Annotated in this window: 16 protein-coding genes and 5 tRNA genes; all 21 read right to left on the bottom strand. The window is 46.7% G+C overall.

Translation table 11 applies throughout. The annotated features are described in order from the left end of the window. Positions 1-24 precede the first annotated feature (24 nt). Entirely contained in the window at positions 25-495 is a 471-nt protein-coding gene (gene rpsG / locus DET62_RS08540) for a 30S ribosomal protein S7 (RefSeq protein ID WP_011233610.1), read from the bottom strand. A 72-nt stretch (positions 496-567) separates the two neighbouring features. After that, positions 568-942, bottom strand: a complete 375-nt coding sequence (rpsL, locus tag DET62_RS08545; RefSeq protein WP_011233609.1) for a 30S ribosomal protein S12 — start codon at positions 940-942, stop codon at positions 568-570. A 206-nt stretch (positions 943-1,148) separates the two neighbouring features. After that, entirely contained in the window at positions 1,149-5,384 is a 4,236-nt protein-coding gene (gene rpoC, locus DET62_RS08550; protein WP_011233608.1) for a DNA-directed RNA polymerase subunit beta', read from the bottom strand. Between the two features lie 72 nt (positions 5,385-5,456). Next, positions 5,457-9,485 carry a DNA-directed RNA polymerase subunit beta gene (gene rpoB / locus DET62_RS08555; RefSeq protein ID WP_011233607.1) on the bottom strand — a complete coding sequence of 1,343 codons (4,029 nt, stop codon included), beginning with the start codon at positions 9,483-9,485 and terminating at the stop codon, positions 5,457-5,459. A 217-nt stretch (positions 9,486-9,702) separates the two neighbouring features. After that, a complete protein-coding gene (gene rplL / locus DET62_RS08560) occupies positions 9,703-10,077 on the bottom strand; it encodes a 50S ribosomal protein L7/L12 (protein ID WP_011233606.1) in 375 nt (124 codons plus the stop codon). Positions 10,078-10,131: 54 nt separating this feature from the next. After that, a complete protein-coding gene (rplJ, locus tag DET62_RS08565) occupies positions 10,132-10,650 on the bottom strand; it encodes a 50S ribosomal protein L10 (protein WP_011233605.1) in 519 nt (172 codons plus the stop codon). Between the two features lie 267 nt (positions 10,651-10,917). Then, positions 10,918-11,613: a 50S ribosomal protein L1 gene (gene rplA / locus DET62_RS08570; RefSeq protein WP_011233604.1), complete on the bottom strand. Its 696-nt coding sequence runs from the start codon at positions 11,611-11,613 to the stop codon at positions 10,918-10,920. A 3-nt stretch (positions 11,614-11,616) separates the two neighbouring features. Next, positions 11,617-12,045 carry a 50S ribosomal protein L11 gene (rplK, locus tag DET62_RS08575; protein ID WP_011233603.1) on the bottom strand — a complete coding sequence of 143 codons (429 nt, stop codon included), beginning with the start codon at positions 12,043-12,045 and terminating at the stop codon, positions 11,617-11,619. 138 nt (positions 12,046-12,183) lie between these two features. Further along, positions 12,184-12,723 carry a transcription termination/antitermination protein NusG gene (gene nusG / locus DET62_RS08580; RefSeq protein ID WP_011233602.1) on the bottom strand — a complete coding sequence of 180 codons (540 nt, stop codon included), beginning with the start codon at positions 12,721-12,723 and terminating at the stop codon, positions 12,184-12,186. A 2-nt stretch (positions 12,724-12,725) separates the two neighbouring features. Continuing rightward, entirely contained in the window at positions 12,726-13,106 is a 381-nt protein-coding gene (gene secE, locus DET62_RS08585) for a preprotein translocase subunit SecE (protein WP_110014408.1), read from the bottom strand. Positions 13,107-13,153: 47 nt separating this feature from the next. Continuing rightward, positions 13,154-13,230: transfer RNA gene (locus DET62_RS08590), tRNA-Trp, on the bottom strand. Positions 13,231-13,378: 148 nt separating this feature from the next. Next, the gene (gene tuf, locus DET62_RS08595; protein WP_011233600.1) at positions 13,379-14,563 is read right to left on the bottom strand and encodes an elongation factor Tu; all 1,185 of its coding nucleotides are present in this window, start codon (positions 14,561-14,563) and stop codon (positions 13,379-13,381) included. 82 nt (positions 14,564-14,645) lie between these two features. Continuing rightward, positions 14,646-14,721: transfer RNA gene (locus DET62_RS08600), tRNA-Thr, on the bottom strand. Positions 14,722-14,733: 12 nt separating this feature from the next. Continuing rightward, positions 14,734-14,808 (bottom strand) — tRNA-Gly (locus DET62_RS08605). Between the two features lie 45 nt (positions 14,809-14,853). Further along, a tRNA-Tyr gene (locus DET62_RS08610) sits at positions 14,854-14,938 on the bottom strand. 19 nt (positions 14,939-14,957) lie between these two features. Beyond that, positions 14,958-15,033 (bottom strand) — tRNA-Thr (locus tag DET62_RS08615). 151 nt (positions 15,034-15,184) lie between these two features. Further along, positions 15,185-16,483: an adenylosuccinate synthase gene (locus tag DET62_RS08620; protein WP_011233599.1), complete on the bottom strand. Its 1,299-nt coding sequence runs from the start codon at positions 16,481-16,483 to the stop codon at positions 15,185-15,187. A gap of 102 nt (positions 16,484-16,585) precedes the next feature. Then, the gene (hflC, locus tag DET62_RS08625) at positions 16,586-17,479 is read right to left on the bottom strand and encodes a protease modulator HflC (RefSeq protein WP_011233598.1); all 894 of its coding nucleotides are present in this window, start codon (positions 17,477-17,479) and stop codon (positions 16,586-16,588) included. After that, complete coding sequence (gene hflK / locus DET62_RS08630; RefSeq protein ID WP_110014153.1) at positions 17,479-18,633, bottom strand: FtsH protease activity modulator HflK; 1,155 nt, start codon at positions 18,631-18,633, stop codon at positions 17,479-17,481. Before hflK ends, hflC begins: the two co-directional genes overlap by 1 nt. Positions 18,634-18,677: 44 nt before the next feature. Continuing rightward, positions 18,678-19,967, bottom strand: a complete 1,290-nt coding sequence (gene hflX / locus DET62_RS08635; RefSeq protein ID WP_034818792.1) for a ribosome rescue GTPase HflX — start codon at positions 19,965-19,967, stop codon at positions 18,678-18,680. A gap of 24 nt (positions 19,968-19,991) precedes the next feature. Then, positions 19,992-20,249, bottom strand: coding sequence for an RNA chaperone Hfq (gene hfq, locus DET62_RS08640; RefSeq protein ID WP_011233595.1), 258 nt, complete (start codon positions 20,247-20,249; stop codon positions 19,992-19,994). Positions 20,250-20,379: the final 130 nt, after the last annotated feature.

Below are 20,379 nucleotides of genomic sequence, written 5' to 3' on the forward strand. Positions count from 1 at the left end.
AACTCCTTCTAGGTTAACTGCGAATTACCAGCGATAGTGAGCAAACGCTTTGTTTGCTTCAGCCATGCGGTGAACGTCTTCACGTTTCTTCACAGCAGACCCTTTGTTCTCTGATGCATCTAGCATTTCAGCTGCCAGACGCTGCGACATTGATTTTTCACCACGGGTGCGCGCTGCATCAACTAACCAGCGCATAGCCAGTGCGTTACGGCGTACCGGACGAACTTCAACCGGAACCTGATACGTTGAACCACCAACACGACGAGATTTAACCTCAACCATTGGGCGGATGTTGTCTAATATCGTATCAAAGACTTCCAGGCGATCTTTACCTGACTTCTCTGCCAGGATGTCCAATGCACCATAAATAATTTTTTCAGCGACTGCTTTTTTGCCGTCAACCATGACGACATTGATAAATTTGGCCAACAATTCTGATCCGAACTTAGGATCTGGAAGGATTTTACGTTGACCTATGACGCGTCTTCTTGGCATCTCAATATTCTCCGATTAATTCAGGGTTTTACCCAAAACGTACGACAGTTTGGCCTTACTAACGGAGAACCGTTAAGATTTAGGCCGTTTTGCGCCGTACTTAGAACGACCTTGTCTACGGTCATTAACACCTGAGCAGTCAAGTGCTCCGCGTACTGTGTGATAACGCACACCTGGCAAGTCTTTTACACGACCGCCACGAATTAGTACGACTGAGTGTTCTTGTAAGTTGTGACCTTCGCCACCGATGTACGAAGAAACTTCGTAACCGTTAGTTAAACGAACACGGCAAACTTTACGCATTGCAGAGTTCGGTTTCTTTGGCGTAGTTGTGTAAACACGGGTACATACACCGCGTTTTTGAGGGCACGCTTCAAGAGCCGGAACGTTGCTTTTCACAACGGGCTTTTGACGGCCTTTACGCACCAGCTGGTTAACTGTTGCCATTCATTACTCCTAGTTTAGTTGATGTCGCTTTTTACCACGTGTATAGAGCGTGAAAAATCGCTTTTTTCTGACCACTGAAAGTCAGATCCCGAAATTCGGGAGCGGAAATTCTAATGGTCATATTTTCGCCTGTCAAGGCTATACAAAAGAAGCCGGCACTTTTACAGTACCGGCTTCTGTACACGAACGTTAAAAACGTTCGCTAATTATTCTGCAGAATCATCACCTGCAGAACTATTTCCAGCATTTAAGGCATCCGCAAGTTGTTGCTCAGCCTGCTCTGCAGTCATAGTTGGCTCGATATCAACATTCAGTTCATCCAGTCGACGCTGCATGCGCTCTTTGTGATATGAGTAACCTGTACCTGCAGGAATCAGACGACCAACAATTACGTTTTCTTTCAGTCCACGTAAGCTGTCTTTCTTACCACCAACGGCTGCTTCGGTAAGAACTCGCGTTGTTTCCTGGAACGAAGCCGCTGAAATAAAGGATTCAGTCGACAACGATGCCTTAGTAATACCCAGCAACTGACGTTCAAATATTGCTGGTTTCTTACCATCCGCTTCCGCTTTTGCGTTAGCTGCTAACACTTCTGACATTTCAACCATCTCGCCTTCCAGCAAGTTCGTATCACCGGCGCGTAAAATAAGTGCCTTACGCAACATCTGGCGAACGATAGTTTCAATGTGCTTATCGTTAATTTTAACACCCTGCAGACGGTAAACTTCCTGCACTTCGTTAACGATATAGTTAGCAACTGCACTAACGCCACGTAAGCGTAAAATGTCGTGCGGTGCTTCTGGACCATCGGCAATAACTTCACCTTTAGTCACTTGTTCACCTTCAAACACGTTCAGCTGACGCCACTTCGGAATCATCTCTTCGTGCTGATCACCACCATCTGTTGGGGTAATCAATAGGCGACGTTTACCTTTGGTTTCTTTACCGAAGGAAACCGTACCGGTTTTCTCTGCAAGAATCGCTGGTTCTTTTGGCTTACGCGCTTCGAACAAGTCAGCAACACGTGGCAGACCACCGGTAATATCACGAGTCTTAGAGCCTTCCTGAGGAATACGCGCTAAGGTGTCACCAATTTTAACCTCAGAATTATCTTCCAGGTTAATTATAGCGTTACCTGGCAAGAAGTATTGCGCAGGGATATCAGTACCGGCGATATTAACGTCGTTACCTTTACCATCAACCAATTTCACCATTGGACGCATGTCTTTACCGGCACTGGTGCGCTGACCTGTTTCCAGTACAACAATGCTTGAAAGGCCTGTGAGTTCATCGGTTTGACGAGTCATGGTGACACCATCAATTAAATCAACAAACTTGATACGACCTTCTACCTCGGTAATGATTGGGTGAGTGTGCGGGTCCCAGTTAGCAACGGTTTCGCCGCCATCTACTGAGTCGCCTTCACCTTTTTTCAAGACCGCACCATAAGGTACTTTGTAACGCTCGCGCTCACGACCGTATTCATCCGTCAGAGTTAACTCTGTAGAACGTGACGTAATAACGTGTGCTTTATCGCTGTTCACAACCCATTTAGCGTTATGCAGCTTGATTGTACCCGGGTTTTTCACCTGGATATTGTTTTCAGCTGTTGCACGAGATGCCGCACCACCGATGTGGAAGGTACGCATGGTTAACTGTGTACCCGGTTCACCGATTGACTGTGCTGCGATAACACCAACCGCTTCACCCTGGTTAACCATATGTCCGCGAGCCAGATCACGACCATAACAGTGTGCACAAACACCAAAGTCTGTATCACAAGTAATAACCGAGCGAACTTTAACTTCGTCGATAGAGTTTTCTTCCAATACGTCACACATTTTTTCATCAAGCAATGTATTACGCGGAAGTAGCTCTTCTTCGCTGCCTGGTTTCATTACCGGCTCACAAAGAACACGACCCAGTACACGTTCACGCAACGGCTCTACAACGTCACCACCTTCAATCAGCGGTTTCATGTAAAGACCTTCGTATGTGCCACAGTCTTCTTCCATGATCACAACGTCTTGTGAAACGTCTACCAGACGACGAGTCAGGTAACCTGAGTTCGCTGTCTTCAATGCGGTATCGGCCAAACCTTTACGAGCACCGTGCGTCGAGATGAAGTACTGAAGTACGTTCAGACCTTCACGGAAGTTAGCAACGATTGGCGTTTCGATGATTGAGCCATCTGGCTTAGCCATCAAACCACGCATACCGGCTAACTGACGAATCTGCGCGGGGCTACCACGAGCACCTGAGTCAGCCATCATAAAGACTGAGTTAAATGATGCTTGCTCTTCGTCTTCACCGTCTTTGTTTTTAACAATCTCTTTCGACAAGTTATCCATCATCGCTTTCGAGACTTTCTCGTTAGCGGTTGACCAAATATCGATAACTTTATTGTATTTCTCACCGGCAGTTACCAAGCCTGATTCGAACTGTTCCTGAATTTCAGCCACTTCTTCTTCTGCTGCAGAAACAATCTCTTTCTTAGCTTCAGGGATAACCATGTCGTTTATACCAACCGACGCACCCGATACCATTGCGTAATGGAAACCGGTATACATGATTTGGTCAGCGAAAACGACTGTATCTTTCAAACCAAGGTCGCGATAAGCCTTGTTCAACATACGGCCAATCGGTTTTTTACCCATAGCCTGGTTAATCAGTTCAAAAGGCAGACCTTCCGGCATAATCAGTGACAAAATTGCGCGACCACAAGTGGTGTCACGCAGTTCGGTTTTCGTTGTACGATTGCCGTCGTCATCAATGGTGGTATCGGTGATACGTACCCGGACGCGACTATGCAACTCAACCTGACCCGTACGGTAAGCCTTTTCGGCTTCGTTCGGATCTTTGAAAACCATGCCTTCGCCTTTGCCGTTGATTTTCTCTTTAGTCATGTAATACAGACCAAGTACAACGTCCTGCGAAGGAACGATAATAGGATCACCACTGGCCGGCGACAGTACGTTGTTGGTAGACATCATCAACGCACGTGCTTCCAACTGAGCTTCTAAAGTCAGTGGTAAGTGCACAGCCATTTGGTCACCATCAAAGTCGGCGTTATAAGCCGCACAGACCAACGGATGCAGTTGAATCGCTTTACCTTCAATCAGTACCGGTTCAAACGCCTGGATACCTAAACGGTGAAGTGTCGGCGCACGGTTAAGCAGTACTGGGTGCTCTTTGATAACTTCATCAAGTACGTCCCAAACTTCTGCTGTTTCGCGCTCAACCATTTTCTTCGCTGCTTTAATGGTTGTTGCTAAACCACGACGCTCTAATTTGCCATAGATAAATGGTTTGAATAATTCCAACGCCATTTTCTTAGGCAGACCACACTGGTGCAGGCGCAATTTAGGACCAACGGTAATAACCGAACGGCCTGAATAGTCAACACGTTTACCCAGCAGGTTCTGACGGAAACGACCCTGTTTACCTTTGATCATGTCAGCCAAAGATTTCAGAGGACGTTTGTTAGAGCCTGTAATAGCACGACCACGACGACCGTTATCTAACAACGCATCAACCGCTTCCTGCAGCATACGTTTTTCGTTGCGCACGATAATATCTGGTGCAGCAAGGTCTAACAGACGCTTCAGACGGTTGTTACGGTTGATTACGCGGCGATACAAGTCGTTAAGATCAGACGTAGCAAAACGACCGCCATCAAGCGGTACCAACGGACGTAAGTCTGGTGGCAGAATTGGAAGTACTTTTAAGATCATCCACTCAGGCTTGTTGTTTGATACCTGGAATGCTTCAAGTAACTTCAGTCGTTTGCTAATTTTCTTACGTTTGGTTTCTGAGTTTGTCTCAGGTAACTCTTCACGTAATTTTTGAACATCACCGTCGATATCAACAGCGCGTAACAGATCCAGAACTGCTTCTGCACCCATTTTTGCGTCGAATTCGTCGCCGTGCTCTTCAAGTGCGTCTAAGTATTCGTCTTCAGTCAGGATTTGACCCTGCTCAAGAGAGGTTAAACCACCCTCTGTAACAACGTAAGATTCGAAATACAGTACACGTTCGATATCACGCAGAGTCATATCCAGCATTAAACCAATGCGCGACGGCAATGATTTAAGGAACCAGATGTGCGCAACCGGGCTGGCCAGTTCAATGTGACCCATACGCTCACGGCGCACTTTAGTCAGTGTAACTTCAACGCCACACTTCTCACAGATGACACCACGGTGCTTAAGGCGCTTGTATTTACCACACAAGCACTCATAGTCTTTTACCGGACCAAAAATACGGGCACAGAACAAACCATCACGTTCCGGCTTAAAGGTACGGTAATTAATAGTTTCAGGTTTTTTCACCTCACCATATGACCAACTACGGATCATATCTGGAGACGAAAGAGCGATGCGAATACCATCAAACTCTTCTGCCTGATTCGTCGGCTTTAAAAGCTTCAGCAAGTCTTTCACGATTTATCTCCTGTCGGAGTTCAACCTACGGGGAGCGCAAGCACTCCCCCAATTTATTCCAGCAACAGCGTCTTAGTTCTGTTCTAGCTCGATATTGATGCCCAGCGAGCGGATTTCTTTCAACAATACGTTGAAGGATTCCGGCATGCCCGCTTCCATCTGCAAGTTGTTGTCGACAATGTTTTTGTACATCTTCGTACGACCGTTCACGTCGTCCGACTTAACTGTCAACATTTCTTGCAAGGTATAAGCCGCACCATATGCTTCCAATGCCCAGACTTCCATCTCACCGAAGCGCTGACCACCAAACTGAGCTTTACCACCCAGTGGTTGTTGAGTAACCAAGCTGTACGAGCCAGTTGAACGTGCGTGCATTTTATCGTCGACCAAGTGGTTCAGTTTGAGCATGTACATGTAACCAACGGTTACGTCACGTTCAAATTTATCACCCGTACGGCCGTCGAATAACCGAATCTGACCAGATTCAGGTAAGTCTGCAAGCTTCAACAGTGCCTTAATTTCTTCTTCAACTGCACCATCAAATACAGGTGTAGCTGTTGGCAGACCGGCTTTCAAGTTACCGGCTAAGCGCATCACTTCATCATCAGTAAACTCAGTAATGTCTACTTTCTGACGGCTTTCGCCCAAGTCGTACACCTGCTGTAAAAAGTCGCGTAATTCAGAGATAGCACGTTGCTGTTTCAGCATTTTTTCGATCTTGCTACCAATACCGCGAGCCGCCATACCTAAGTGTGTTTCCAGGATCTGACCGATGTTCATCCGCGAAGGTACACCCAGCGGGTTCAATACGATATCGACCGGGTTCCCTTCATCATCGTGTGGCATATCTTCCACAGGAATGATGGTTGAGATAACACCTTTGTTACCGTGACGGCCAGCCAGTTTATCACCAGGCTGGATACTACGGCGTACGGCTAAGTAAACCTTAACGATTTTCAGAACACCCGGCGCTAAATCATCGCCTTGAGTGATCTTACGACGCTTGGTCTCAAACTTGGTATCGAAGTCGTCACGAATTTGCTGGTACTGCTCAGCAATTTGCTCTAATTGAGCTTGTGCGTCTTCGTTGCCTAAGTCCTGAGTCAACCAGCTTGAGCGATCGACGCTCGCCAGTTTTGCTTCATCAAAGCCATTACTTAACAACAAGTTGCGAGCTCGGTTGTAAATACCTTCTTCAAGAATCTTAAATTCTTCTGTCAGGTCTTTCTTAACCTTAGCCAGCTGCATTTCTTCAATCGCTACCGCGCGCTTATCTTTTTCAACGCCATCACGAGTGAATACTTGTACGTCAATAACTGTACCGTTGACACCATTTGGTACACGCAGAGAGCTGTCTTTTACATCAGACGCTTTCTCACCGAAGATAGCTCGCAAGAGTTTCTCTTCCGGCGTTAACTGCGTTTCACCTTTAGGGGTGACTTTACCGACCAGAATGTCGCCGCCATTAACTTCTGCACCGACATAAACAACACCGGATTCATCCAGCTTACCTAATGCAGACTCACCAACGTTTGGTATATCAGAGGTAATCTCCTCAGCACCCAACTTGGTATCACGAGCAACACAGTTTAATTCTTGAATATGGATGGTTGTCATCCGATCTTCTTGCGCTACGCGCTCAGAAATCAGAATCGAATCCTCGAAGTTATAACCATTCCAAGGCATGAAGGCCACACGCATGTTCTGACCCAGTGCTAATTCACCTAAGTCAGTTGACGGACCATCAGCTAAAACGTCACCGCGTGTTACAGGTTCACCTGGGTTCACGGTTGGTTTTTGGTTAATACAAGTGTTCTGGTTAGAACGCGTGTATTTAGTCAGGTTATAAATGTCGATGCCCGCTTCACCCGGGACCATCTCTTCTTCGTTAACCTTAACCACGATACGACTGGCGTCTACGTAATCGACAACACCACCACGCTTAGCAACAACGGTAACACCGGAGTCAACTGCGATAGTGCGTTCGATACCGGTTCCGACCAGCGGCTTATCAGCGCGCAATGTAGGAACGGCCTGACGTTGCATGTTCGAGCCCATCAAGGCTCGGTTAGCATCATCGTGTTCAAGGAACGGGATCATACTTGCTGCGATAGAAACGATTTGCTGAGGTGCAACGTCCATGTACTGGACTTGCTCTTTACTCATCAGCGTAAATTCGTTTTTATGGCGGCAAGGTACCAAATCTTCAGTCAACTCGCCTTTATCGTTCAGACCTACGTTCGCCTGGGCGATAACGTAGTTGCCTTCTTCGATTGCGGACAAATAGTCAACGTCGTCTGTAACAGAGCCGTTCTCAATACGACGATAAGGCGTTTCCAAGAAGCCATATTCATTCGTACGTGAGAAAGTCGACAGCGAGTTGATTAGACCGATGTTCGGGCCTTCTGGAGTTTCAATCGGACACAAACGACCATAGTGCGTTGGATGTACGTCACGAACTTCGAAACCGGCACGTTCACGAGTCAAACCACCCGGACCTAAAGCAGAGATACGACGCTTATGCGTCACTTCTGACAATGGGTTGTTCTGGTCCATAAATTGCGACAGCTGGCTTGAACCAAAGAACTCTTTAACCGCAGCACTAATTGGCTTCGCGTTAATCAGGTCTTGAGGCATGGTGTTGTCTAAGTCACCCAGCGACAAGCGTTCTTTTACTGCGCGTTCTACACGTACCAAACCGACACGGAATTGGTTTTCTGCCATTTCGCCGACTGAACGTATACGACGGTTACCCAGGTGGTCAATGTCATCAACTTCATCTAAACCGTTACGGATTTCGATAAGTTTTTTCATGACTTCGACGATGTCTTCTCTGGACAACGTGTTATCACCGCTTAAGTCTTCACGACCCAAACGACGGTTGAACTTCATGCGGCCAACAGTTGATAAGTCATAACGTTCTTCGCTGAAGAACAGGTTATCAAATAGAGTTTCGGCGGCTTCGCGTGTTGGCGGCTCGCCCGGACGCATCATGCGATAGATTTCAACCAAAGCTTCTAAGCGGTTGTTGCTTGAATCAACGCGTAAGGTTTCGCTCATGTATGGACCGTGATCCAAATCGTTAACGAACAGCGTTTCAATTTTCTTAATACCCGCTTCGCTAAGCTCGGCGATAAGCTCAAGTGTCAGCACGTCATTCGCGTGACCGACCACTTCGCCAGTTTTCTTATTCGCGTAGTCTTTCGCTAATACTTTTCCGACCATGTATTCTGCCGGCACTTCCATCTCTTTAATGTCCAGTTGCTCCAACTGGCGGATGTGACGTGCGGTAATACGACGGCCTTTTTCGACCAGTACTTCGCCTTCAGCACCTTTGATGTCGAACTTGGCGGTTTCGCCACGCAGACGTTCAGGCACCAACTGCATTTTCACCTTAGTTTTAAGGATTTCAAAGTACGTTGTGTCGAAGAACATATCGAGAATTTCTTCAGTGCTGTATTCCAGAGCACGAAGAATAATTGACGCCGGTAATTTACGACGACGATCGATACGTACAAAAACGTTGTCTTTAGGATCAAATTCAAAATCCAACCAAGAGCCACGGTAAGGAATAACACGCGCGTTATACAGGACTTTACCTGACGAGTGTGATTTACCTTTGTCGTGATCAAAGAACACACCAGGTGAACGGTGGAGCTGAGAAACGATAACTCGCTCTGTGCCATTGATAACGAAGGTTCCGTTTTCTGTCATTAACGGAATTTCGCCCATGTACACTTCTTGTTCTTTAATGTCTTTAACTGTACCGGCAGCTGCTTCTTTATCAAACAGCACCAGACGCAGTTTCACACGCAATGGTGCTGAGTAGGTAATGCCCCGGATCTGACATTCTTCAACGTCAAACGCCGGCTCACCCATGTGATAACTGACGTACTGTAGTTCCGCAGTACCAGAATAACTGGCAATAGGAAAGACCGAACGAAAAGCCGCTTCCAGACCATTATTGGCTTCTGGATCGACTTCAATAAATTTCTTAAATGAATCAAGCTGCATAGACAGCAAATAAGGAACTTCTAAGACCTGAGGTCGTTTACCGAAATCCTTACGAATACGTTTTTTTTCAGAGTAGGAGTACGCCATGGGGTTCCTCAGCTAGCTGATTGATGACCCTAACCAACGAGTGGTTCGATGGTTAAAAACAGATTAATCTTTTATCTGTCGATCCCGTTGTTATTTTTTTCGCTTATCTGTATCCAACCTCGGGCAAAATGATACAAGCGATACAGCGCAAAAGGGCTGGTGGTTAATTAACCACCAGCCCGAGGCCTAAAAGGCCATATGTCGTACAAAAGTTAAATTACTTAACTTCAACTTCCGCACCAGCTTCTTCAAGCTGCTTTTTCAGCTCTTCAGCTTCGTCTTTGCTTACACCTTCTTTAACTGCTACTGGTGCAGACTCAACCATAGCTTTAGCTTCTTTCAAGCCAAGGCCAGTTGCGCCGCGAACAGCTTTGATAGCGGAAACTTTGTTTGCGCCAGCTGCTTTCAGTACTACGTCAAATTCAGTTTTCTCTTCAGCTGCTGCTTCGCCGCCTGCTGCTGGAGCAGCTACTGCTACTGCTGCAGATGCGTCAACGCCGAATTTTTCTTCAGCTGCTTCGATCAGTTCAACCAGTTCCATTACTGGCATTTCAGCGATCGCGTTTAAGATGTCGTCTTTAGTCAGAGCCATTACTCTAAACTCCTGGGTTTATAATTACAAAAAAATGGTTAAAAAACCAACGTATTATTTAGCGTCTTTAATTGCTGCCAACGTTCTAACGAACTTGCTAGGTACTTCGTTAACTGTTTTAACGAATTTGCTAACCGGTTCTTTGAAGGTGGCGAGCAATTTAGCCAATGCTTCGTCACGAGTCGGAAGTGAAGCAACTGCGTCCAATTTTTCTGGACCCATGATGCCATTACCGATTGACAGAGCTGTCACTTGCAAGTTCTTGTTTTCTTTTGAGAAGTCTTTGAACAAACGAGCTGAAGCGCCCGGTGCGTCCATAGAAAACCCATAAACAAGAGGTCCTTTAAGTGCATCGCCCATGTCGTCAAACTGTGTGCCTTCAAAAGCGCGTTTTGCCAGTGTATTTCGTACAACTTTAACGAAAATACCCTGCTCGCGAGCTTTCTTACGCAGCGCAGTCATATCGGCTACTTCGATGCCTCGATATTCAGCAACGGTGACGGCTAGCGCATTTGAAGCAACGTCGTTAACTTCCTTAACGATGGCTTTCTTTCCGGCTAAACCAATTGCCACTGATATCACCTCGTTTTCAATTTGGGACCGAAGTCCCTCGTTACAATTAGGTGGGATAAAACCCACCGCGTTGTCACGGTGATTCTCTACCCAGAGAGCCTGAGTCGGATATCACCATCTGCGTAGGAAATTAAGTGCCACTACTCGATATTCTGAGATTCTCGCGGTACACCTACGGTCTTGGACGGGAGCCTTGTTTTGTTGCGCCTTAGCAACGCCACGGCAGCTCCAACCCATAAACCATTACACTAACCTGACTGAAGCGAATTAAACCGCTGCTACAGTTGCCTGGTCAATGCTCACACCAGCACCCATTGTTGTGGACAGGCTAATGCGTTTTACAAAAACACCTTTAGCTGAAGAAGGCTTAGCTTTCTTAAGAGCTGCCAGCAGAGCTTCAAGGTTTTCTTTCAATTTGTCGTTATCGAAGTCAACACGGCCGATTGTTGCATGAACAATACCGTTTTTATCGTTGCGATAGCGAACCTGACCAGCTTTAGCGTTTTTAACTGCAGTTGCTACGTCTGGAGTTACAGTACCAGTTTTCGGATTAGGCATCAGGCCACGTGGACCTAAGATTTGACCTAATTGACCAACAACACGCATTGCGTCAGGTGATGCAACGACTACGTCGAAGTTCATTTCACCTTTCTTAACTTGCGCTGCTAAGTCTTCCATACCAACGATATCTGCACCGGCTGCTTTCGCTTTTTCTGCATTGTCACCTGAAGTGAATACAGCAACACGAACGTCACGGCCAGTACCGTTTGGCAGTACCGTAGCACCACGAACGTTTTGGTCAGATTTACGAGCATCGATGCCTAAGTTTACTGCGACATCAACACTTTCAGTGAATTTTGCTGTTGCTAACTCTTTTAACAGAGTAATCGCTTCATTCACATCGTAATCACGGGCTTCAACTTTCTCTGCGATCATACGAGCGCGTTTTGTTAATTTAGCCATTGATTAGCCCTCCACGTTCAAGCCCATCGCGCGAGCAGAGCCGGCGATAGTGCGTACAGCTGCGTCCATGTCGGCAGCAGTCAGGTCTGGTTCTTTAGTTTTCGCAATTTCTTCTAATTGCGCGCGAGTTACCGTACCAACTTTCTTGGTGTTCGGCTCGCCTGAACCACTTTTGATACCAGCCGCTTTCTTCAATAAGAAAGACGCAGGAGGCGTTTTGGTAATAAATGTGAATGAACGGTCTTCGAACACTGTAATTTCAACAGGAACCGGAGCGCCTTTTTCCAGGCTGTCGGTCTGTGCGTTGAACGCTTTACAGAATTCCATGATGTTCACACCGTGCTGACCCAATGCAGGACCAACTGGCGGTGACGGGTTAGCTGAACCAGCAGCTACCTGTAATTTGATAATGGCCGATACTTTCTTCGCCATGATAATTACCTCTGTTGTGGGTTTAACGCCTCGTAACTTTTCAGAGGAAAGTTACTCCAACGGCTTCCCGTTAAAAAAGGACGCGAATTATAAGTGACTTCGCGCCATAGATCAATCTTTGTCTTGCTGCTTTTTTGATCAGGCTTTTTCTATCTGACCAAATTCAAGCTCAACTGGTGTCGCTCGGCCGAAGATCGAAACCGATACCGTAACACGGCTCTTCTCGTAATCAACTTCCTCAACCGTACCGTTGAAGTCAGCGAAAGGACCGTCGTTAACACGTACAACTTCGCCCGGCTCAAATAAGGTCTTAGGCTTAGGCTTATCTGCAGAATCTTGTAAGCGGTCGAGGATAGCATCGGCTTCTTTCTTTGAAATAGGGGTAGGACGATCGCTACTACCACCGATGAAACCAAGTACGCGAGGCACGCTCTTAATCAAGTGCCAGGCATCTTCGTCCATATCCATTTCGACTAAAACATAGCCCGGAAAGAATTTGCGTTCACTTTTGCGACGAACGCCGCCGCGCATTTCCACAACTTCTTCTTTAGGTACCAGAATCTCACCGAATTTATCTTCCATACCGTGCATTTTGATATGTTCTTTCAGAGATTCAGAAACCCGTGCCTCGTAACCGGAAAAAGCTTGTACTACGTACCAACGTTTCTTATCGCTCATGGTTAAATCTCCAATCCGGTTAAGAAGCCAACGACACGTACCAGGATGCCGTCAAGGCCCCAGAGAATAAGTGCTACTACAACGGTCGCAACAACAACGATAAGCGTTGTTTGAGTCGCTTCCTGACGCGATGGCCAGACAACCTTTCGAACTTCGGTACGACTTTCTTTCGCAAACGACAAAAAGGTTCTTCCCTTCGTTGTCGTGCTGGCAAAGAAACCTGCTAAGGCAACTAAAACAACCACAGCAATAGCACGGTATAAAACCGACACTTCTTCTGTGTAATAATGATTACCGCCAATAGCAACAACTAAAAGGGCGATTGTGATTATCCATTTCAAACTGTTCAACGAACTGCTTTGCGTCTCGTTATTTGCGCTCATTCTTTAATCCTAGTTGCGACCGGTCTTCGCTTTGAATCAATAAAATCTGGCAGGGGCGGAGGGATTCGAACCCCCAACCATCGGTTTTGGAGACCGCTGTTCTACCAATTGGAACTACGCCCCTAAATTTGCCTACCCTACAATTGGTGCAGGATTGGACGCGGTATTATACCTATTATGGTTTTTGACGCAAGCCCAGCCGCGCCCTTCTCCGCCCTAGCAGGCATAAAAAAGCCCGGCCAAAGCCGGGCTCTTAAAATCAACCGGACTGCTTAGTCCATGATTTTTGATACAACGCCTGCACCTACGGTACGGCCACCCTCACGGATAGCGAAACGCAGACCTTCGTCCATTGCGATTGGAGCAATCAAATCTACAACAAACTTCAGGTTATCACCAGGCATGACCATTTCTACGCCTTCTGGCAATTCTACGGCACCAGTAACGTCCGTTGTACGGAAGTAGAACTGTGGACGGTAGCCTTTAAAGAATGGCGTATGACGGCCACCTTCGTCTTTGCTCAGTACGTAAACTTCCGCTTCGAACTTAGTATGCGGAGTAATTGTACCTGGCTTCGCCAGTACCTGACCACGCTCTACGTCGTCACGCTTAGTACCACGCAACAAGGCACCGATGTTCTCACCTGCACGACCTTCGTCAAGCAGCTTACGGAACATCTCAACACCAGTAACTGTGGTCTTCGTGGTGTCTTTCATACCAACGATTTCACACTCGTCGCCTGTACGCACGATACCGCGCTCTACACGACCTGTTACTACCGTACCACGACCTGAAATCGAGAATACGTCTTCGATTGGCATGATGAACGGCTTATCGATGTCACGCTCTGGCTCTGGGATGTAGTTATCCAGTGCGTCAGCCAGCTCAACAATTTTCTTGCTCCACTCTTCGTCGCCTTCCAGCGCTTTCAGTGCAGAGCCTTGAATTACTGGCAGGTCGTCGCCCGGGAAGTCATATTCTGACAACAGTTCACGAACTTCCATTTCTACCAGCTCTAACAGCTCTTCGTCGTCGACCATGTCACATTTGTTCATGAATACAACGATGAATGGTACGCCTACCTGACGTGAAAGCAGGATGTGCTCACGAGTCTGTGGCATTGGGCCGTCTGTTGCTGCTACTACTAAGATTGCGCCGTCCATCTGCGCCGCACCGGTGATCATGTTTTTAACATAGTCAGCGTGCCCTGGGCAGTCTACGTGTGCGTAGTGACGAGTTGGTGTGTCATATTCAACGTGTGACGTTGAAATGGTAATACCACGCTCTTTCTCTTCTGGCGCGTTATCGATGGCTGCGAAGTCTTTCGCCGCACCACCATAAACTTTTGCCAAAACAGTTGTGATAGCAGCAGTTAGTGTTGTTTTACCGTGGTCAACGTGACCGATGGTGCCGACGTTTACGTGCGGCTTCGAACGTTCAAATTTTTCTTTAGACATTGCAGCCTCTCTAACAAAATTCTTCGGTGTGTTACCTAAGCTAAAAAGCATTACCGAGGTTTATTAGGGGCCTAAATTGAAATGGTGCTGATAGGCGGATTCGAACCGCCGACCTCACCCTTACCAAGGGTGCGCTCTACCAACTGAGCTATATCAGCACTGACGGAATGTGGAGCGGGTGGCGGGAATCGAACCCGCGTCATCAGCTTGGAAGGCTGAGGTAATAGCCACTATACGACACCCGCAAATTCACAATTTTATGAGGCCACTTCAAAACCAAGGAAATTGCGTGGTGGAGGGGGCAGGATTCGAACCTGCGAAGGCTGAGCCGTCAGATTTACAGTCTGATCCCTTTGGCCACTCGGGAACCCCTCCCGTGTCTTGCAATTTAAATTGGTGCCGGCACCAAGAGTCGAACTCGGGACCTACTGATTACAAGTCAGTTGCTCTACCAACTGAGCTATGCCGGCACCACCGGTTAGGTGGAGCGCATTCTATGGTACTAGATTTGATAGTGCAATAGGTGCGCGTAATTTTTTTAAGTTTTTTGTTCTGACTGGTCAGTTTTTATCTACATCGGATGAAAACTGACCGTCTTTTAGTAACATACACTACTTTTTCTTACTGCCCAAACGGGTGCCGTAAGACAATGGTTTCTTTACGATCTGGACCGGTTGAAATGATATCTACCGGTACACCGGTTAACGCTTCGATACGGGCAATATAAGCTAAAGCTTCTGGCGGTAACTCTTTATGTTCAGTTATGCCAACAGTGCTTTGCTGCCAGCCCGGCATTGTTTCGTAAATGGGCTCTACCACTTCATAGTCTTCTGCAGACAGCGGAGGATGCTCTGTCACACTGCCATCGGAGAGCTGATAACCAATACAAATCTTTAACTCTTCAAGGCCGTCCAGTACATCTAACTTAGTTAAGCAGAAGCCACTGATAGAGTTAATTTGTACTGCCCGCCGCATCGCTACAGCGTCTATCCAACCGGTACGGCGTTTGCGCCCGGTGGTTGCACCAAACTCATGACCTTTCTCACCTAAGTGCTGGCCTACTTCACAGTCAAGTTCAGTCGGGAAGGGTCCACTACCCACGCGAGTGGTGTAGGCTTTGACAATACCCAACACGTAATCAATATAACGAGGACCAAAGCCAGCTCCGGTCGCAACACCGCCTGCGGTTGTATTGGAAGAGGTTACATAAGGGTAAGTACCATGGTCTATATCCAGCAAAGTGCCCTGTGCACCTTCGAACATGATTGACTCGCCATTTTTACGTGCTTTATCAAGTAAAGCAGGTACATCAATCACCATAGGTTTCAATACTTCGGCGAACTCTTCGCATTGCTTAAGTACGGTATCGAAATCAATTGCATCGGCTTTATAGTATTCAACTAAGGAGAAGTTGTGATAATCCACCAGCTCTTTCAGCTTCTCACCAAAACGCTTCATATCAAATAAGTCACCAACGCGCAGACCGCGACGGGCAACTTTGTCTTCATACGCAGGACCAATGCCACGCCCCGTTGTACCAATGGCTTCTTTACCGCGCGCACGTTCACGTGCCTGGTCAAGAGCTACATGGAATGGCAGAATTAATGGACAAGCTTTGCTGATACGCAAACGGTCTGCCACTGGAACATGTCGTGCTTCCAGCATAGCCATTTCTTCCATCAGTGCTTCGGGTGATAAAACCACGCCGTTGCCAATAACGCATTGAACATTTTTGCGTAGAATACCTGAAGGAATTAAATGCAGGACGGTTTTTTCACCGTCAATAACCAATGTGTGCCCAGCATTATGTCCGCCCTGATACCGCACAACCATAGTGGCTTTATCGGTTAACAGGTCAACAATTTTACCTTTGCCTTCGTCACCCCACTGGGTGCCTAGAATTACAACGTTCTGACTCATGATTGCCCCGCGTAAAAAAAATCGGAGCGATCTTACCTTTAATCGGAGGGTTTGTACATCGGAGGTGAGCGCCTGATGGAAACATCAGACGCTCATTCATGATTACTCTTCAGTTTTTCCCATCATATTTTGTAAATAACGGAAAAAGTCACTGTTTGCATCAAGCACTAACATGTCATTGCCGGAACCGAATGATTCACCATAAGCTTCCATACTACGGATAAAGGCAAAGAACTCGGCGTCTTTCTGATAAGCATCAGCGTAGATTTTCGCCGCCTGTGCATCACCCTCACCACGTAACTCGCGTGATTGACGTTTGGCGTCGGCAAGCATTACCGTTACACGCGCGTCAACATCGGCACGGATAAACTCAGCTTGTTCGCGACCTTCAGAACGGTGTTCTGTCGCAACAGCCTGACGTTCAGCGCGCATACGCTGGTAAATAGATTGACTGACTTCATCCGGTAAATTAATTTGCATAACGCGGACATCCAGCACTTCAACACCTAAGTCGGAAGCACTTTCTGAACCTTGTATTAACGCTTCACGCATTAACTCATCACGCTCACCGGAAACAATGTCAGAAATGGTACGGTTACCAAATTCACTACGCAAACCGCTGTTAATACGACGAGTTAACAGAGCTTCAGCCTGGAGGTAGTTACCGCCATTAGTACTCAGATAGAAAGTAGAGAAGTCATTAATACGCCACATAACGTAGGTATCAACAATCAAATCCTTTTTCTCACTGGTGACAAAGCGGTCAGGATCTCCGTCTAATGTTTGCAGACGGGCATCCAGTCTTTTCACTTGTTCAATGAAAGGGATTTTAAAGTGTAAACCGGGTTCGAAAACCATAGCTTCACCAGTTTCTGCATTACGCTCGACCTTACCGAACTGAATTAAGATGGCGCGTTCGCCTTCCTTAACTACATAAACGGAGGAAAGACCCAGAACGACCAGGACCACAACAATTATTGCGATTAGGTTTTTCATTAGTTTCGACCTCCGCTGCGGTTACTGCTGCGCGTATTTTGTGTCTCTGTTCCAGTACTTGAGGAACCACCTGAAACATCTTCAGGAATACGCGTCGGAGAGAATGAATTTGTATTACGACCTTGCTTTTCGAGAAGTTTTTCTAGTGGTAAGTACATCATGTTGTTACCACCTTCAACGTCAACCAGTACCTTAGGCGTTTTCGCATAAAGCTCCTGCAGAGTATCAAGGTAGATACGCTGACGCGTAACTTCAGGTGCGTTTTGATATTGAGGCAGCAATTCTTCAAAGCGAGCAACTTCACCCTGAGCCTCAAGAATAATTTGCTCACGATAAGCTTGCGCTTCCTGCAACATACGACGTACCTGGCCTCGTGCCAAGGGTTCTACTTCGCGGGCATAAGCTTCAGCTTCTCTAATGAAGCGCTCTTCATCTTCCTGAGCCGATATAGCATCATCAAAGGCGTCTTTAACCGCCTCCGGTGGCCGTGCTGGCAGCAAGTTAATATCAACTACCTGCAAACCAACCGTGTATGGATTCATGGTTTTTTCGAGCATATCCAGAGTATTCGCTCTGACTTCCTCACGACCACGAGTCAGCACTTCATCCATGGTGGTGTGACCCACTACAAAACGTAAAGCGCTGTCAGTCGCTCGTGATAAAACACCGTCGGCATTTTCTACGTTAAATAAATACGCACGCGGATCAACAACGCGATACTGAACATCCAGCTCAACACGAACCACGTTTTCATCCTGAGTCAGCATGTAGCCGTCGGTTTTGTCCGAACGGATATTGTTTACGTCGACATGTTCTACCGAGTCGATAAATACCGGGCGCCAATGCAACCCCGACTCAACCAAAGTATGAAACTGACCAAAACGCAGTACAACGCCGCGGTCTGCTTCTTTTACTGTGTAGAAACCGGCAATAAACCAAACAATTAATGCGATAATTGCGATGATACCGACGCCTTTTGCCGGGATACCTGAACTGCCGCCCGAGCCGCCGCCTTTTTTCCCACCAAAACCGAATTTGGAAAACAGTTTGCGAACTGCTTCGTCGAGATCAGGCGGGCCTTGATCTTTGCCACCTTGATTTTTCCATGGGTCACGGTCATTGTTATTACCGTTTCCCGGTTGATTCCAAGCCATTGAGTGCTCCAAGTTTTTTAAGAAAACTGTTGCTATAAAAAATTCTATTGCTGCACGACTAAGTCGTCCAGTTGGTCGCCATAAGCCTTGTGTAAACGCTGCCAGTCTACCGATGACATGCGCACTTGCAACGCAAGTTCACCATTTTCGTTAACATCTTCCGATGTCACGCTATTCCAACGGTATAATGTACCACGTAATTTACCCATTGAGTGGGGGATTTTCAGAGTCAGCTCGACCATCTGCGGGCCAAGTATCTGCCGTAAAGCCTCCAGTACTTCCTCAATGCCAAGGTCTTGCTGCGCTGAAACCCAGACCCTTATTGGCCTTTGATTGTCATCGTAATCAATCCGGGGCTCGGCCCCTTCCACTTGATCTATTTTATTACAAATAATTAACTGTGGTACATCGCCAGCATCGATTTCTTCCAAAACCTCAGCAACCTGATCAATATTATTTTGCTGCTGTTCGTCGCTGACATCAACCACATGTAACAATAAATCGGCCTCTTGAGTTTCCTGAAGCGTCGCTTTAAAAGCTGCGACCAGGTCATGAGGTAAGTGACGAATAAAACCAACGGTGTCAGCCAGAATCACTTCACCAATATCTTCTACTGCAAGTTTTCTAAGGGTTGGGTCAAGTGTTGCGAATAGCTGATCCGCGGCATAAACGCCGGCTTCAGTCAGGCGATTAAATAGCGTCGATTTACCTGCGTTGGTATAACCCACCAGCGATACGGTAGGAATATCCGCCTTTTTACGAGCCCGACGCCCCTGCTCCCGCTGTTTCTGGACTTTCTCCAGGCGCTTTAAAATATTTTTAATACGTCCGCGAATTAAGCGTCTGTCGGTCTCAAGCTGGGTTTCACCTGGCCCACGTAAACCAATACCACCTTTTTGTCTCTCAAGGTGAGTCCAGCCTCGCACCAGTCGTGTCGATATATGACGCAGTTGCGCTAATTCAACCTGCAACTTACCTTCGTGGGTTCGTGCCCGCTGCGCAAAAATATCTAGAATAAGACCCGTACGATCTAACACCCGACATTTGCAAATGGCTTCCAGATTTCGCTCTTGCGTTGGTGATAACGCGTGATTAAAGATAACAATGTTAGCGTCCAGCAGCTTTACCTGCTCGGCAATTTCTTCTGCCTTACCACTACCAACAAAGTATCTGGGGGTTGGGGAGTTACGACTTGTAGTCATCACTCCCATAGTTTTCACGCCCGAAGAATCAGCTAAAAGTTGTAATTCGGAGAGATCTTCTCGGTCAACTTCCGCGGGTAAATCCACATGAACCAATATTGCGTAGTCGCCACCTTCATACCTATCGAACAAGTTGTTCAGACCTCTCTTTCACCATTAATCTTCTATTTCAGCCATATCTTCGCCAGCTTGTTGCGGCAAATAATTTTGAGGAATACGCGCAGGTACAACTGTTGAAATTGCATGCTTATACACCATTTGGCTAACCGTATTCTTTAATAAGACAACGAATTGATCAAAAGACTCAATTTGTCCCTGCAGTTTAATGCCATTAACTAAGTAAATAGATACTGGTATGCGCTCACGACGTAACGCATTTAAGAATGGGTCTTGTAAAGTTTGCCCCTTAGCCATCTTGGATTCCTTTTTATCGTTATTAATATCCAATGTGTAAATAGTAAGCTACAGCACTGCCAATTTGCAGTTCCCTGTATAGACACACTAGACCAGTAAAGAATTTTTGCAATAAGAAAAACGTTAAGAA

The organism is Idiomarina sp. H2 (genome assembly GCF_004364275.1).
GTDB lineage: Bacteria > Pseudomonadota > Gammaproteobacteria > Enterobacterales > Alteromonadaceae > Idiomarina > Idiomarina loihiensis.

Bases quoted from the DNA above. Each gene is read 5' to 3' on its own strand.
- rpsG (WP_011233610.1), bottom strand. From the start codon at position 495: ATGCCAAGAAGACGCGTCATAGGTCAACGTAAAATCCTTCCAGATCCT.
- rpsL (WP_011233609.1), bottom strand. From the start codon at position 942: ATGGCAACAGTTAACCAGCTGGTGCGTAAAGGCCGTCAAAAGCCCGTT.
- rpoB (WP_011233607.1), bottom strand. From the start codon at position 9,485: ATGGCGTACTCCTACTCTGAAAAAAAACGTATTCGTAAGGATTTCGGT.
- rplL (WP_011233606.1), bottom strand. From the start codon at position 10,077: ATGGCTCTGACTAAAGACGACATCTTAAACGCGATCGCTGAAATGCCA.
- rplA (WP_011233604.1), bottom strand. From the start codon at position 11,613: ATGGCTAAATTAACAAAACGCGCTCGTATGATCGCAGAGAAAGTTGAA.
- rplK (WP_011233603.1), bottom strand. From the start codon at position 12,045: ATGGCGAAGAAAGTATCGGCCATTATCAAATTACAGGTAGCTGCTGGT.
- nusG (WP_011233602.1), bottom strand. From the start codon at position 12,723: ATGAGCGATAAGAAACGTTGGTACGTAGTACAAGCTTTTTCCGGTTAC.
- secE (WP_110014408.1), bottom strand. From the start codon at position 13,106: ATGAGCGCAAATAACGAGACGCAAAGCAGTTCGTTGAACAGTTTGAAA.
- tuf (WP_011233600.1), bottom strand. From the start codon at position 14,563: ATGTCTAAAGAAAAATTTGAACGTTCGAAGCCGCACGTAAACGTCGGC.
- DET62_RS08620 (WP_011233599.1), bottom strand. From the start codon at position 16,483: ATGAGTCAGAACGTTGTAATTCTAGGCACCCAGTGGGGTGACGAAGGC.
- hflC (WP_011233598.1), bottom strand. From the start codon at position 17,479: ATGAAAAACCTAATCGCAATAATTGTTGTGGTCCTGGTCGTTCTGGGT.
- hflK (WP_110014153.1), bottom strand. From the start codon at position 18,633: ATGGCTTGGAATCAACCGGGAAACGGTAATAACAATGACCGTGACCCA.
- hfq (WP_011233595.1), bottom strand. From the start codon at position 20,249: ATGGCTAAGGGGCAAACTTTACAAGACCCATTCTTAAATGCGTTACGT.